At 73.1% G+C, this 13944-nt stretch carries 18 protein-coding genes and 1 other RNA gene; 7 read left to right on the forward strand and 12 right to left on the reverse strand.

Annotated elements, in window-relative coordinates; genetic code table 11:
* Positions 1-108 precede the first annotated feature (108 nt).
* From ruvC to FHS88_RS18535, 4 genes are all read right to left on the reverse strand, one after another.
* Positions 109-627: a crossover junction endodeoxyribonuclease RuvC gene (ruvC, locus tag FHS88_RS18520; protein ID WP_184486987.1), complete on the reverse strand. Its 519-nt coding sequence runs from the start codon at positions 625-627 to the stop codon at positions 109-111.
* A 37-nt stretch (positions 628-664) separates the two neighbouring features.
* A complete protein-coding gene (locus FHS88_RS18525; protein ID WP_184486988.1) occupies positions 665-1417 on the reverse strand; it encodes a YebC/PmpR family DNA-binding transcriptional regulator in 753 nt (250 codons plus the stop codon).
* A 161-nt stretch (positions 1418-1578) separates the two neighbouring features.
* On the reverse strand, positions 1579-3264 hold the full coding sequence (locus tag FHS88_RS18530; protein WP_184486989.1) for a cation:proton antiporter: 1686 nt from the start codon (positions 3262-3264) through the stop codon (positions 1579-1581).
* A 7-nt stretch (positions 3265-3271) separates the two neighbouring features.
* Positions 3272-4132, reverse strand: coding sequence for a universal stress protein (locus FHS88_RS18535; protein WP_272872848.1), 861 nt, complete (start codon positions 4130-4132; stop codon positions 3272-3274).
* Positions 4133-4259: 127 nt separating this feature from the next.
* Here FHS88_RS18535 and FHS88_RS18540 point away from each other — a divergent pair, with 127 nt between their 5' ends.
* A complete protein-coding gene (locus FHS88_RS18540) occupies positions 4260-4892 on the forward strand; it encodes an MSMEG_1061 family FMN-dependent PPOX-type flavoprotein (protein ID WP_184486991.1) in 633 nt (210 codons plus the stop codon).
* 12 nt (positions 4893-4904) lie between these two features.
* Here FHS88_RS18540 and FHS88_RS18545 read toward each other — a convergent pair whose 3' ends face one another.
* Positions 4905-5696, reverse strand: coding sequence for an SDR family NAD(P)-dependent oxidoreductase (locus tag FHS88_RS18545; protein ID WP_184486992.1), 792 nt, complete (start codon positions 5694-5696; stop codon positions 4905-4907).
* Between the two features lie 155 nt (positions 5697-5851).
* Here FHS88_RS18545 and FHS88_RS18550 point away from each other — a divergent pair, with 155 nt between their 5' ends.
* The 3 genes from FHS88_RS18550 to FHS88_RS18560 are packed head-to-tail and all read left to right on the forward strand — an operon-like array spanning position 5852 to position 8840.
* Positions 5852-6856 (forward strand): Bug family tripartite tricarboxylate transporter substrate binding protein, encoded by a 1005-nt coding sequence (locus FHS88_RS18550; protein ID WP_184486993.1) that lies wholly within the window; start codon positions 5852-5854, stop codon positions 6854-6856.
* Between the two features lie 3 nt (positions 6857-6859).
* Positions 6860-7321 (forward strand): hypothetical protein, encoded by a 462-nt coding sequence (locus tag FHS88_RS18555; RefSeq protein WP_184486994.1) that lies wholly within the window; start codon positions 6860-6862, stop codon positions 7319-7321.
* Position 7322: 1 nt separating this feature from the next.
* The gene (locus FHS88_RS18560) at positions 7323-8840 is read left to right on the forward strand and encodes a tripartite tricarboxylate transporter permease (protein ID WP_184486995.1); all 1518 of its coding nucleotides are present in this window, start codon (positions 7323-7325) and stop codon (positions 8838-8840) included.
* Here FHS88_RS18560 and FHS88_RS18565 read toward each other — a convergent pair.
* The 5 genes from FHS88_RS18565 to FHS88_RS18585 form a co-directional block, all read right to left on the reverse strand.
* The gene (locus FHS88_RS18565) at positions 8815-9636 is read right to left on the reverse strand and encodes a YmdB family metallophosphoesterase (protein ID WP_184486996.1); all 822 of its coding nucleotides are present in this window, start codon (positions 9634-9636) and stop codon (positions 8815-8817) included. The genes FHS88_RS18560 and FHS88_RS18565 overlap by 26 nt on opposite strands.
* Complete coding sequence (locus FHS88_RS18570) at positions 9633-10226, reverse strand: 5-formyltetrahydrofolate cyclo-ligase (protein ID WP_184486997.1); 594 nt, start codon at positions 10224-10226, stop codon at positions 9633-9635. Before FHS88_RS18570 ends, FHS88_RS18565 begins: the two co-directional genes overlap by 4 nt.
* 279 nt (positions 10227-10505) lie before the next feature.
* Positions 10506-10660, reverse strand: a non-coding RNA gene (gene ssrS / locus FHS88_RS18575) — 6S RNA.
* A gap of 9 nt (positions 10661-10669) precedes the next feature.
* Positions 10670-11008, reverse strand: a complete 339-nt coding sequence (locus FHS88_RS18580) for a cell division protein ZapA (protein ID WP_184486998.1) — start codon at positions 11006-11008, stop codon at positions 10670-10672.
* Positions 11008-11214, reverse strand: coding sequence for a hypothetical protein (locus FHS88_RS18585; RefSeq protein WP_184486999.1), 207 nt, complete (start codon positions 11212-11214; stop codon positions 11008-11010). Before FHS88_RS18585 ends, FHS88_RS18580 begins: the two co-directional genes overlap by 1 nt.
* Positions 11215-11322: 108 nt before the next feature.
* Here FHS88_RS18585 and FHS88_RS18590 point away from each other — a divergent pair, with 108 nt between their 5' ends.
* Positions 11323-11763 carry a hypothetical protein gene (locus tag FHS88_RS18590; RefSeq protein ID WP_184487000.1) on the forward strand — a complete coding sequence of 147 codons (441 nt, stop codon included), beginning with the start codon at positions 11323-11325 and terminating at the stop codon, positions 11761-11763.
* 63 nt (positions 11764-11826) lie between these two features.
* Positions 11827-12747, forward strand: a complete 921-nt coding sequence (locus FHS88_RS18595; RefSeq protein WP_184487001.1) for a class I fructose-bisphosphate aldolase — start codon at positions 11827-11829, stop codon at positions 12745-12747.
* 33 nt (positions 12748-12780) lie between these two features.
* On the opposite strand, the gene FHS88_RS20600 is transcribed toward FHS88_RS18595, so the two are convergent.
* Complete coding sequence (locus FHS88_RS20600) at positions 12781-12939, reverse strand: VOC family protein (RefSeq protein ID WP_211842841.1); 159 nt, start codon at positions 12937-12939, stop codon at positions 12781-12783.
* 12 nt (positions 12940-12951) lie between these two features.
* Entirely contained in the window at positions 12952-13176 is a 225-nt protein-coding gene (locus FHS88_RS20605; protein ID WP_221244489.1) for a VOC family protein, read from the reverse strand.
* A 5-nt stretch (positions 13177-13181) separates the two neighbouring features.
* Here FHS88_RS20605 and thiE point away from each other — a divergent pair, with 5 nt between their 5' ends.
* Entirely contained in the window at positions 13182-13832 is a 651-nt protein-coding gene (gene thiE / locus FHS88_RS18605; protein WP_184487002.1) for a thiamine phosphate synthase, read from the forward strand.
* The last annotated feature ends 112 nt before the right edge of the window (positions 13833-13944 follow it).

Genomic DNA, 13944 nt, shown 5'->3' on the forward strand with positions numbered 1-13944 from the left:
CCCCCTGGACCGCGGGCTTTAAGTCGAGGGTTCCAAGGGCCTTAAGCCCTTGGCGGGTGGGGGTCCGGGGGAGGGCAGAGCCCTCCCCCGCCGCGCGAGCCCGCCCCATCATGCCGGCTGATACCCGCGTGCGAGCGCCGCGCGCGACTGGCGGTGGTGCGCGTGGCAGATCGCCACCGCCAGCGCGTCCGCCGCGTCGGCGCGGCGGAACGTCACACCCGGCAGAAGGTGCTTCACCATCGCCTGCACCTGTTCCTTCCCCGCATGGCCGTTGCCGACCACGGCGCGCTTGACCTCCATCGCGCCGTATTGCGCAACGGCAAGGCCCGCCAGCGCCGGCGCGAGCAGCACCACCCCGCGCGCCTGGCCGAGCTTCAGCGCGGAATCCGGGTTGCGCGCGACATAGGTGTTCTCGACGGCGGCTTCCTGCGGCGCGTGCTGTTCGATCACGGCGGCGAGGCCGCGATGCAGCGCAAGCAGGCGGTCGGGCAGGTCCTCCGCGGCGGCGGTGGACACCACGCCCTCGGCCAGGAAGCGCAGGCGGAAGCCGTCATGCTCGATCAGCCCCCAGCCGGTGTGCTGGAGGCCGGGATCGAGGCCGAGGATGCGAATCGGGGCGCGCGCCATGGCGCGCGCGTTCTAGCAGAAGCGCCGGCGTGCCGCCTCAGGCCGCCGAAAGCCGCTCCGCCAGCGCCTCGTCCACCTCGAAATTGGCATAGACGGTCTGCACGTCGTCGTGGTCGTCGAGCGCGTCCACGAGCTTCAGCACCTCGCGCGCGCGCTCCTCGTCAAGATCCACGGTGGTGGAGGGCCACCATTCGAGCTTCGCCGCCTCGGCTTGGCCGAACTTTGCCTCCAGCGCGTCGCGCACGGCGGCGAAATCCTCGACCGAGCAGGAGACCTCGTGGCCTTCCGCGTCGGATTCCACATCCTCGGCGCCGGCCTCGATCGCGGCCTCCAGCATGGCGTCGGCGGTGGCGACGCCGGGCTTGAACCGCAGCACGCCCTTGCGCTCGAACTGGAAGGCGACCGAGTTCGTCTCCCCCAGCGCGCCGCCGTGCTTGCCGAAGATCGAGCGCAGGTCGCCGCCGGTGCGGTTGCGGTTGTCGGTCAGCGCCTCGACGATGATGGCGATGCCGTGCGGGCCGTAGCCCTCGTAGCGGACCTCCTCGTAGCCCTCGCCCTGGCCGCCCTCGCTCGCGCGCTTGATGGCGCGCTCGATCGTGTCCTTCGTCATGTTGGCGTTCAGCGCCGCCTTCACCGCGGCGCGCAGGCGCGGGTTCATCGCCGGGTCGGGCAGGCCCATCTTGGCCGAGACGGTGATCTCGCGGATCAGCTTGCCGAAGGCCTGGGCGCGCTTGGCCCCCTGGGCGGCCTTGCGGTGCATGACGTTCTTCGCGTGCGAATGGCCGGCCATGGCCGCCTCTCTCCTCGGGTCGCGCGATCGGGTCGGGGGGCGCATATAGGCCGGGGCCGGCCCGGCCGCCAACCTCGGACCGGCAGGCCGGGGGCCGGCTGCCCCTGCGCCCTCGTCGCGCGGGCCGGGCGTGGCCGGTCCGGTGCCCGGCCCGCGGGGGATCAGGCGTCTCGCGGCAGGCTCGCGTCGATCAGCTCCGCCGCCTGCTGCGCGGCGTCATGGAAGGGCATCAGCACGAGATCCGCGCCGCGGGCCCTGAGCGCCTCGGCCTCCGCCGGGCCATGCGCGACCACCGCGACCTTCCCGGCGAAGTTCCGTTCCCGCAGCGCGTCGAGCAGGGCCACGCGATGGTCCTCATGCGTCAGGCCGCCCGCGCCGGGCGGGATGGCCGAGACAATCCAGGAGGTGCCGGACAGCGGCAGATGGGCGATGAATTCGGGGTCCGAGGCGTCGCCATAGACCGCCTCCAGCCCCGCGGCGCGGCGGCGGCGCAGCGCCTCGGGGTCGAAATCCACCCCGAGCACGCGCAGCCCCCTCTCCTCCAGGCGCCGCGCGATCACGCTGCCGTAGCGGCCGAGCCCCATGACGACGACATCCGCGCCGCCCGCCGCGGCGGGCGCGTGGGCCGCCTCGCGCCAGGGGTTGCTGCGCTCGAAGGGCCGCAGCAGCGGGTCGCACCATTCCGCCAGGCGATGCGAATGCACGATCATGTAGGTGGACATGGCGATGGTCACCATGCCGACCAGCGTGACGAGGCCGAGCGAATCCTCCGCCACATGGCCCAGCGCGACGCCCATGGCCATGAACACCAGCGAGAACTCGCTGATCTGCGCCACCGTCAGCCCGGCGAGGAAGCCGGTGCGGCGCCGGTAGCCCATGGCGCCCATGATCGCGACGACGATCAGCGGATTGCCGACCAGCACGAAGACCGAGAACACCACCGCCGGCCAGACCTGTTCGCCGAGCACGCCAAGATCGAGCCGCGCGCCGAGCCCGATGAAGAAGAACAGCAGCAGGAAGTCGCGCAGCGTCGCGAGCCGCGCGGCGATCGCGTCGCGGAAGGCGGTCGAGGCGAGCGAGACGCCCGCGAGCAGCCCGCCCAGTTCCTTGCCCAGCCCGACCTCGTGCGCGATCGCCGCGAGCAGGGCCGCCCAGCCGATGGCGAAGCCGGCGAGGAGCTCGGGCGAGCGCGCGAGGCGCTGCGTCAGCGGCCCGGCGACGAAGCGGATGAACAGCCCGACCATCAGCAGCATCGCGCCGCCGCCCAGGATCGCGCGCATCAGCCCCGCCATCGCGCTCGCCTGCCCCGCCCCGGCCGCAAGCGCGGAGACGACCACCATGGCGAGCACCACCACGATGTCCTGCACGATCAGGAAGCCGAGCGCGATGCGCCCGTGCAGGCTGTCGATCTCCCGCTTGTCCGACAGCAGCTTCACGATGATGATGGTGGAGGAGAAGGTCAGCGCCACCGCGACATAGAGGCTGGTGAGCGCATCGAGCCCGAGGCCGAGCCCGATCAGGAAGCCGAAGCCCGCCGTGAAGGCCACCTGGCCGAGGCCGGTGGCGAGCGAGACGGCGCCGAGGCTGCGGATCAGCCTGAGGTCGAGCTTCAGCCCCACCAGGAACAGCAGCACCGCGATGCCGAGCTCGGCCAGCAGCTCGATATGCGCATCCGAGCGCGCGAGGCCGGTCAGCGACGGCCCGGCCAGGATGCCCGCGGCGAGCAGGCCCACGATCAGCGGCTGGCGCAGCATGAGCGCCACGAAGCCCGCCGCGGCGCCGAGCATGAGCAGCCCGGCGATCTCGCCGAAGACGGAGCCGGTGAGGAAGGCGGTCAGCGACTCCATCGCCGCGCTAGCCGGCCGCCGGGATTGTCAGCGTGTCGCAGCCGACCTGGCGCAGCACCTCGGCGGCGACCGAGCCGAGCACCGCGCGCTCCATGCTGGCCGCCCCGCGCGTGCCGATCACGAGCAGGTCCGGCCGCAGGCGCTCCACCGCGCCGAGGATGGCGGGCACCGGGGGCTGGGCGACCGCCAGCGCCTCCGCCCCGCGCAGCGCCGGGTGCCCGAGGCCGGCGAGGAAGGTGGCGAGTTCCTCGCGCGCCTGCCGCAGCGCCGCTTCCTTGTGCTCGGCGCGGCGTTCGGCGGGCGCGCCGCCGGCGGCCAGAACCGCGCCGACGGCGCTCTCGCGCGCATGCAGCACCGAGAGCGCCGCATCGTGGAGCAGCCCGGTCGCGGCCGCCGCGCCGAGCATGGCCGCCGCGGCCGGGCCGAGGTCGCTCGCCGCGAGCACCTGCCGGTAGGGACCGGTCGGCAGCGCGTTGACCATCAGCACGGGGCGGCGGCTGAGGCGGATGACGCGCTCGACCGTTGTGCCGACCAGCATGTCGCGCAGCAGCCGGCGGCGATGCTCCCCGAGCACGATGAGGTCGCAGGCCTGCTCCTCCGCCACGCGCAGGATGACGTCGAAGGGATCGCCGGCCTCGACGAGGGTGCGGGTGGCGAGGCCGCGCAGCTCGGGCAGGCCGTCCGCGGCGCGGGCGAGCAGCGCCGCGGCCTCGCGTCGCGTCGCCTCGACGATGGCGGCGGGCTGGTCGTCATCCACAGCGTAGAGCATCAGCAGTTCCGCCCCGCGCGCGGCAGCGGCGATCGCGGCGCGGCGCATGGCGCGGTCCGCGCGCGAGGAAAGGTCAGTCGCCACCAGGATCCGCCGCATCGCGAGGCCGCCTCCATCGCCGCTGTCGCCGTGCGATTAGCCCGATGCGCGGGGGCCGTCACCTGATCGGGATCAAATCCGCGCCACGGGGCTGCCCGGGCGGCGCGTTCCGGTGCAGGATCAGTCCATGGACACGCACGCCGCCGCCGACCCCTTCGCCGTCACCACCGAGGCCCGCCTGCGCGAACTCTACGACGCGCCGCTCGAGGGCGCGGTGAAGAAGGTCGCGCGGCGGATCGAGGCGACGGCGCGCGCCTGGATCGCCGCCTCGCCCTTCTGCATCCTCTCGACCGTGGGAAGCCGCGGCGTGCACGCGACGCCGCGCGGCGACGCGCCGGGCTTCGTCGCGGTGGAGCCGGACGGCACGCTGCTCATCCCCGACCGGCGGGGGAACAACCGCCTCGATGCGCTGCGCGACATCCTCGAGGATGACCGCGTCTCGGTCATCTTCCTCGTCCCCGGCGCCGCCGAGGTGCTGCGCGTGCATGGCCGCGCGCGCATCACCGCCGACCCGGCGCTGACCGCGCGCTTCGTCGAGCGCGGCAAGACGCCGACGACGGTGCTGGTGGTCACGGTGACGGAACTCTTCATGCAATGCGCGAAATCCGTCATGCGCTCGCGCCTGTGGGACGGAAGGCAGCGCCCGGAAGGGCTGCCGACGATGGGCGAACTGATCGCGGCCCATCGCGGCGACGGCGCGCTCGACCCCGAAGCCTATGACCGCGAGGCGCCGGAGCGGCTGAGGCAGACGCTCTACTGACCGCGCGCGCCGCTAGAGCAGCCCGCGCGCGATCCCGCCATCCACGTTGACCGTCTGGCCGGTCACATAGGCCGCGCGCGGGCTCGACAGCCAGACCACCATCGCCGCCACCTCCTCGGCCGTGCCGAAGCGGCCGAGGGGGATCTCGTGGGCGAATTCGGCGATGACCTCCTCGGCGGTGACGTTGCGCTCGGCGGCCAGCTTCGCGGCGCGCTCGGTCCACAGCCGCGTCAGCGTGCGGCCCGGGGCCACGCAGTTCACCCGGATGCCCTCGGCCGCGTATTCGCCGGCCAGCGTCTTGGTCAGCCCCAGCAGCCCCGCCTTGTGGACGTTCGATACGACCTGGTTCGGATAGGGCATGCGCGAGGCCGCGGCCCCCAGGAGCACGACGGAGGGCGCATGGCCCTTGCGCAGCAGCGGCAGCGCGGCGCGCACCACGCGCACGGCGGAGAGCACGTTGAAGGTGTAGTTGCCGAGCCAGTCGGCATCGGACAGCGCCTCGAAGCCGGAGCGGATCGAGCCGCCCACCGCATCCACCACGGCATCGAGCGCGCCCCAGCGCGCCGCGGCCTCGCCGAGCAGGCGCTCGGCCGCGCCCGCGGCGGTGATGTCGGCGACAGCATGGGCGGGGCGGCGGCCGGTCTGCTCCGCGATGCGCGCCGCCGCCGCGGCGATGCCGGCCGGATCGCGCGAGGCGATCATCACCTCCGCCCCCTCGGCGGCGAGCATCGCGGCGGTCGCGAAGCCGATTCCCGCCGAGGCGCCGACCACCAGCACGCGCCGTCCCGCAAAGCCCAGATCCATCGAATCCCCCTCGCCCGCCGTGGCCGGACCATGCGCAGCCCCGGCGCGACGATCAAGCCGGACCCGTTGACCGGCGCGAAGGCTCGCGTCTACTTGCGCGGCTCAATGCCGCCGCGCCGAGGGCGCAGGCGGCCTGCCACGGGAGACGGACGGGAATGACCACCACCATGCACGGGCCTCGCCGGCGCGCGCTGCTCGCTGCCGGCGCGGGCCTCGTCGCCACCGCGCCCGCCGTGCGCGCGCAGGGCTTCCCCGAGAGGCCCATCACGCTGCTCGTGCCATTCGCCACCGGCGGCTACAATGACCGCCTGGCGCGCGCCATGGCGCCTTTCCTGCAGAAGCACATCGGCCAGCCGGTGACGGTCATGAACCGCCCGGGCGGGGCCACCGTGCTCGGCAACACCTTCTTCCTGCAGCAGCCCGACGACGGCTACATGATGATGGTGCATTCGGCGGCACCCTTCATCCCGGTCTCGATCATCACGCGCAACGCGCGCTACCGGGTCGAGGACTTCTTCATGATCAACCTGCCCTCGCGCGATGCGACCGTGCTCGCCTGCGCCGCCGACAAGCCGATCCGCACGGTCGAGGAGGTGGTGGCGAGCCTCAGGCGCGACCCGCGCAGCCTCTCGGTCGGCATCCAGCCGGCCTCGGCCGACCTCGTGAACTTCGCGCTGTTCTGCCAGGCGCACGGCATCGAGCGCTCCCGCGTGCGCGTCGTCACCTATGACGGCGGCGGGCCGGCGCGCAACGCCATCGCGGGCGGCGTGGTGGATGTCGGCCTGGTGGGCGCGGAGGGCTTCCTGCCGATCAAGGAACGCATCCGCCCGCTGCTGATCTTCTCCGACGAGAAGAGCACCGACTACCCGGACGCGCCCATCCTGACCGAGCACGCCCGCGTCGCGGGCTTCGCGCCGCAATTCGTCGAGGGCTCGCAGCGCGGCTTCGTGGTCGCGAGCCGCTTCGTGCAGGCCCAGCCCGAGCGCTACCGCATCCTGCTCCAGGCGGTCGAGCGCGCGACGAAGGACCCGGACTGCATCGCCACCCTCGGCGGCCAGCAGCTCGCGACCACCTGGTACGGGCCGGAGGCGTCGAACCGCGCCTATCGCGCGACCTCGGCGCTGATGGAGCGCTACGCCGAGCTGCTGCGCGGCAACTGAGCGATGGAACGGGCGCAGGCGCCCCGGCAGCCGGCCTGGGCGGAGCTCGCCGTCGTCACGGCGCTCGCCGCCGGCGTGCTGGCCTATCTGATCGAGGCGCGCGGCGTCTCGCTCGATCCGCAGAACCTGCTGCTTCTGCAGCCCACGGCGTGGCTCGTGCTCGGGCTGTGGGTGGTGATCGCGGCCGGCTGCCTCATGCGGCGCGCGGACCCCGCCGCGCCGCGCGAGAGCGCGGGCGAGGTGCTGCGCGTGCTCACCATGGTCGCCGCCTTCGGGCTGTTCATCGCGGGGCTCGAGCGCGTGGGCTACGATGTCGCCATCTGCGTCTTCATGCTGGCCGGGCTGCTGATCGGCGGCGAGCGCCACCCGGCCGCGCTGCTGCTCTTCCCGCCGATCTTCACGCTGGCGGTGGTTCACGGCTTCCGCCTGCTGATCCCCTACCCCTTCCCGACCGGCCTGCTCTGACATGATCGACACCGCGGCCTTCGCGGGCGCCGTCGCGATGCTGGCGGGCTCGCTCGATGCCTGGGTCTGGGTGGTCCCGGGGCTGCTGATCGGCCTCGTCTTCGGCGCGCTGCCGGGGATCTCGGTCTCGATGGCGATGGCGCTGGTGCTGCCCGCCACGCTCTACATGGAGTTCCTGCCGGCGATCATCTTCCTCACCTCGGTCTATACGGGGGCGGGGTTCGGCGGCTCGATCCCGGCGGTGCTGATCAACATCCCCGGCACATCCTCCGCGGTCGCCACCACCTTCGACGGCTACCCGATGGCGCGCCAGGGCCGGCACAACGAGGCGCTGGGCGCGGCCCTCTTCGCCTCCTGCATCGGGGTGCTGATCTCCTACCTGGTGCTGCTGCTGCTGGTGCAGCCGATGGCGGAGGTCGTGCTGCGCATCGGCCCCTACGAGATGGCGGCTATCGGCATCTGGGGGATGGTGCTGCTGGGCTCGATCGGCGGCGCCAGCGTCGCGAAGGGGCTCTTCGCCGCGGGCCTCGGCATCCTGTTCGGCACGGTGGGGATGAACACCGCGGGCTACATGCGCGGCGACATGGGCATCCCCTGGCTGCTGGACGGCATCCCGACCATCCCGGCCATGGTCGGGCTGCTCGCCGCCAGCCAGCTCTTCGCACTGGTCAATGCGAAGTTCATCGTCGAGGCGGAATCGGAACGCCGCATCAGCCTGCGCCGCATCCTCGCCGGCGGGGCGATGGTGCTGCGCAGCCCCCTCACGCTGCTGCGCGGCTCGGCGATCGGCGTCTTCGTCGGCGCGGTGCCGGGGATCGGCTCCTCCATCGCCAACCTGCTCTCCTATGGCGAGGCGAAGCGCAGCGCGGCGGATCCCTCGGCCTTCGGCAAGGGCGACGTGCGCGGCGTGATCGCGGCCGAATCCGCCAATTCCAGCTCCGAGGGCGGCTCGATGGCGACCATGCTGGCGCTGGGCATCCCGGGCGGGGGGGCGACCGCGATCCTGCTCGCGGCCTTCGCCATGCACAATGTGATCGGCGGGCCGCGCTTCATGGAGCAGAGCCGCGACGTGGTCTACGCCATCATCCTGTCGAACTTCGCGCAGGCGGCGATCCTGGTCGTGGTGGGCACGATCTTCGTCTATGGCGCCAGCACCATCGTGCGGCTGCCGCTGCGCTACCTGATCCCCTCGGTGCTGGTCGTCTCGACCATGGGCGCCTTCGCGATCGAGGGCTCGATCGCCGGGCCGATCACGCTGTTCGTCTTCGCGGTGCTCGGCTGGCTCCTGTCGCGCTACGGCTTCCCGGTGGCGGCGGTGGTGGTGGGGCTGCTGCTCGGCCGGCTGATCGAGACCGAGATGCTGCGCGCCTGGCAGCTCGCCGGCGGCGATCCCTGGTACGTGCTGAACTACCCCTGGGCGGTGGCGATCGTCGCGCTGATGCTGGTCTCGCTGGCGCTGTCGGTGCGCCGCGACATCCGCCGCCGACGCGCGGTCAGGGACGCGGCATCGCCGGGCTGAGGCCGCCGCCCAGGCGCAGCGGCTCGGCCCGCCGGGCGAGGCCGGTGGCGTCGTCGGTCTCGACGAACAGGCCGCAGATGGTGGCCTCGCCCTCGGCCGGGGCCAGGCGCTCGCTCGGCACCTTGCGCCAGAAGCGCAGCGAGGCGCCGCCCTTGCCCATGCCGATCACGCTGTCGTAGTCGCCGCACATCCCGGCATCGGTCTGGAAGGCGGTGCCGCCGGGCAGCACCCGCGCATCGGCCGTGGGCACATGGGTATGGGTGCCGATCACGAGCGAGGCGCGGCCGTCGAAGGAATGGCCCATGGCCTGCTTCTCGGAACTCGCCTCGGCGTGGATGTCCACCACCACCGCCTGCACGCTGCCCTGCGCGCCGAGCGAATGCTTCGCCAGCTCCGCCTGCACGGCGCGGAACGGGTCGTCGAGCGGCTCCATGAAGAGCCGGCCCATCGCCTGCACCACCAGCGCCCGCCGCCCGCCCGGCACCTCCACCACCGCCGCCCCGCGCCCGGGCGTGCCGGGGGGGTAGTTCAGCGGGCGGATGAGGCGCGGCTCATCCGCGATGTAGGGGATGATCTCCTTGCGGTCCCAGGCGTGGTTGCCGAGCGTCAGCACATCCGCCCCGGCGGCGAAGAGCGCCCGCGCCATCTCGGGGGCGAGGCCGAAGCCGTGGGAGGCGTTCTCGGCATTCACCACCACGAGATCGAGGCTGAGCGCGCGGCGGAGGTTGGGCAGCGCGGCGTTCACCGCGTCCCGTCCCGCCCGTCCGACGATGTCGCCAAGGAAGAGAAGCCTCACGAGGCCCCGCCGCAGAGCACCACGCCCGTCTCCGTCGCCACGCGCGCAAGCCTGACATCCATCGGCCCCGCCGGGACTTCCTGCATTTCCTGCTCCGCATAGGCAACCCCGACCGCGGTCGCACCCGGCAGGGCGGCGAGCGTGCGGTCGTAGTAGCCGCCGCCATAGCCGAGGCGCCGCCCGGCGCGGTCGAAGGCGAGCAGCGGGACGAAGAGCCAGCCAGGCGTGACCTCGGGCGCCTCGGGCAGCGGCTGGCGCGTGCCCATCGGCCCGTGGCCGAGCGGCTCCCCCGGCGCCCAGAGGCGGAAGCGCAGCGGGTTGCCGCGCCGCGGCGTCACCGGCAGGCAGAGCGGCTGGCCGCGGTCATGCAGGGCGAGAAGAAGGGGGCGCAGGTCGATCTCCGGCCCCATGGGCCAGAAGCCGGCGACCACCGCACCGGGCGGCGGCGGGCAGTCCCGCAGGACGATGGCGGCGAGCGCCTCCCCCTTGCCCGCCGGGTCCACCGCCGCGCGGCGCGCGAGCGCGACCCGGCGCGCCTCGGCCTTCATCTCGGCGAGCAGCACGTCGCAATGGGGGCCGCCTTCGCTCATGGCCACGCGCCGCCGTCCCGACGCGAAGGCCATGGCCCGAGGCGGGCCGCGCGGGCGGGGGCGGCCCGGCGCGCATGGCATGACCGCACCGGGGCGACCGGTGCACCCGGCCGGACCCCGCCAGGCCATTCCGGCCAGGCGCGCGCGGACACGCCGCCGCGTGCATCAACACCGCGCAGCCGCGCCCGAACCGCCCGACGGCCCCGGCATGGCGGCCTGCGGCGCATGGGCAAGGCCCGCCCATGCGGGCCGCCCACCCTCCGACGGCGAAGGAATACGTGCGGAGCCACCATGGCCGCTGGCGTCTCATCCTCCCAAGGCCTGCTTGCGCAGGTGGGCGCCAGGTACCCGGACCACGGCCCGGGCAGAGCCAGCTCCCGGAGGATGTGCATTGGCCCCGGGGATGAAGTGCCTGGCGCGCCGGGCAGCCCCGCAAGGGGAACCTAGGCGCCCTCCAGGCTCGCGGCAATGCCCTCGATCGCCTCGGCGAGCGCGTTCAGGCGGTCGGCGAGGGCGGGGTCGGAGGCGGCGGGAGGCGGGGCGGCGACCGCGCCACCGGCCTTCAGCGCCGCGATCTCGGCCTGCAGGTCGGAGGTCTCGTCGGCGAGTTGCAGGGCGGCGAGCAGCAGCATCCGGGTCTCGCCGAACTGCATGCCCATGGCCTTGAGCGCGCCGATGCGCTTGTCCACCTCGGCGGCCATGTTCGTCAGGTGCTTCTCCTGCCCGTCCTGGCAGGCGACGGGGTGGGAATAGCCGCCGACGCGGACCGTGACCTGGGCCATCAGCCCTCCTCGCCCAGCACGCCCCGCAGGCGGGCGATGGTGGCATCGAGGCGCGCGGCCAGCGCCGCAACGGCGGCGGGGTCCACGCCGGCCGCGCCGTCGGAGGCGGAGGGGGCCGGCCGGTTCGCCGCGGCGCGCGAGAGGCGCTGCACGGCCGCTTCCAGCCGGGTCGTGGCTGCCGCCACCGGGTCCGCCGCCTCGCTCATTCGCCCCCTTGCGATACGCGCCTTGCTTGCCGGGCCTTGCCGCGCGGCCCTATCGGAAAGCCTTGGCAGAGAGGGCCCTCGGGGTCAACGGTGACAAAGCGTGTCAGCATGCCCGCGGTGACGGTGCACGGCCTCGCCCAGGCCGAGGCGGCGCTCGCCGCGGCCGGGCCGCGGGGCGTGCTGCTGCTGTCCGGGCGCGGCGCGGCGGGCCATGCCGGGCCGGGCTGGTTCCTCGCCCTCGTCGCGCTGGCGGCGGAGCGCCACCCGGGCGTGCCCCATGCGGCGGCGCTCGATTGCGCGGATGCGGGCGGGGCGGCGCTCGCGGCGCTGCGGGCGGGGGCGCGCATCCTGGTGCTCGATCGCGCCTGCCCGGCCTTCCCGGCCATCGCCGCCGCGGCGGCGGAGGCGGGCGCCCTGCTGCTCGCGGAACGGCCGCCGAGCCTCGACCTCGCGGGCTTCGACGCGCGGCGGCGGCGGGACATGGCGGCGCTGCGCGCCTGGCTCGCCACGGAAGCGCCACAGGCATGGCCGAAACCCCCGTCCCCGTGACAGGCGGGGGCGCCTGCGCTATCGCGCCCCGCACACGCCACGGAACCGAAGGAAGGACGCCAGATGAAGCTCAGCCGCCGCGTGAAGGAGATCCTCTCCTGGTACGAGAGCGACAATCCCGGGACGAAGGCGAACCTCGCCCGCATCCTGATGGAGGGGAAGCTCGGCGGCACCGGCCGCATGGTGATCCTGCCGGTGGACCAGGGCTTCGAGCACGGGCCCGCGCGCTCCTTCGCGCCGAACCCGGCGGCCTATGACCCGCACTACCATTTCGAGCTGGCGATCGAGGCGGGGCTGAACGCCTATGCCGCGCCGCTCGGCATGATCGAGGCGGGGGCGGCCACCTTCGCCGGCTGCATCCCGACCATCCTTAAGGTGAACAGCAGCAACAGCCTCTCCACCACCAAGGACCAGGCGGTGACGGGCACGGTCGCGGACGCGCTGCGCCTCGGCTGCTCGGCCATCGGCTTCACCATCTACCCGGGCAGCGAATACCAGTTCGAGATGATGGAGGAGCTGCGCGAACTGGCCGAGGAAGCCAAGGCCGCCGGCCTCGCCGTGGTGGTGTGGTCCTATCCGCGCGGCCCGATGCTCGACAAGGCGGGCGAGACGGCCTTCGACATCTGCGCCTATGCCGCGCACATGGCCGCCCTTCTCGGCGCGCACATCATCAAGGTGAAGCCGCCGACCGACGCGCTCTCCCTCGATGCGGCCAAGAAGGTCTATGTCGAGCGGAAGATCGAGGGCAAGGACCTCGCCGCGCGCATCCGCCACGTCGTGCAGTCCTGCTTCAACGGCCGCCGCCTCGTGGTGTTCTCGGGCGGCGAGGCGAAGGGCGCCGACGCGCTGCTCGATGAGGTGCGCGCCATCCATGCCGGCGGCGGCAACGGCTCGATCGTCGGCCGCAACGCCTTCCAGCGGCCGAAGGAGGAGGCGCTGAAGCTGCTCGCCTCCATGATCGAGATCTACAGGACCAAGCCTTGATGCCCCGGGGCCGGGTGGCGCTGCCGCCCGGCCCTACGCCTTCCAGGGATCATCGGTCCCGAAATCCCACAGATGCCCGCAAGGACCGCGCGCGACGTATTCGCGCAAGCAATAGTCGCGGTCGAGCGGACCTTCCAGGATCTCCGCCCCTGCGGCGCGCGCCCTGGCGCCATGCGCATCGGCATCCTTCACGACGACATGGCTTCAGCCGGTCACCCCACGGGCGTCCTTCGGCAGGCGCATGTCGAAGAAGGGGCGGTTGCCGCCGACCGTCACCATGCCGCGCGTCCCGCCCTCGCCATGGGCAAGTTCGGCATCGATGATCCCGCCATCGGGGCCTTCGACGACCATCGTCTCGACGAAGCCGGAGGCCTCGGTCAGAAAGCGGATGGCGGCCTTCGGGTCGGCATAGCGCAGGCAGGGAATCACGGCGGATGAATGCGGCATCTCAGGACCTCTCCCCGGAAGGCTGCCGTCTCTACCTGATCACGCCGCCGCGCATCGACATCCCACGCTTTCGTGACGTGCTGGCGGCAGCCCTCGACGCCGGCGATGTCGCCTGCCTGCAACTGCGGCTGAAGGATGCGGACAAGGACGCCATCGCCCGGGCGGCCGAGGTGCTCATGCCCGTCTGCCACGCGCGCGATGTCGCCTTCATCCTGAACGACGATGCGCGCCTCGCACACGAGCTTGGCTGCGACGGCGCGCATCTCGGCCAGTCGGACGGCGACCATGCTGCGGCGCGGAAACTGCTCGAGGGCCGGATCCTCGGCATCACCTGCCATGCCTCCCGCCACCTCGCCATGACGGCGGGGGAGATCGGCGCGGATTACGTCGCCTTCGGCGCCTTCTTCCCGACCGGCACGAAGCAGACAGTGCACACCGCCGGCACCGACCTGCTTCAATGGTGGTCGGAGATGATGGAGATCCCCTGCGTCGCGATCGGCGGCATCACGGCGGAGAACTGCGCGCCGCTGGTGCGCGCGGGGGCGGATTTCCTGGCCGTGGTGGGCGCGGTGTGGAACCATCCGGATGGGGCGGCGGCCGGGGTGCGCGCGATGAACGCGGCGATCGCCGCCGCCTGAGCGGCGCGGCGCGCCTGCGCGGACGCCCTCGCGGAGACCGGCGCCGCAAGTGCCCGATGCCGAATGCGCGGCCCTGCATGCCGGCCCCGTCGCGGGACGGTTGCGGCTGGGA

The organism is Neoroseomonas alkaliterrae (assembly GCF_014199195.1).
GTDB classification, from domain to species: Bacteria; Pseudomonadota; Alphaproteobacteria; order Acetobacterales; family Acetobacteraceae; genus Neoroseomonas; species Neoroseomonas alkaliterrae.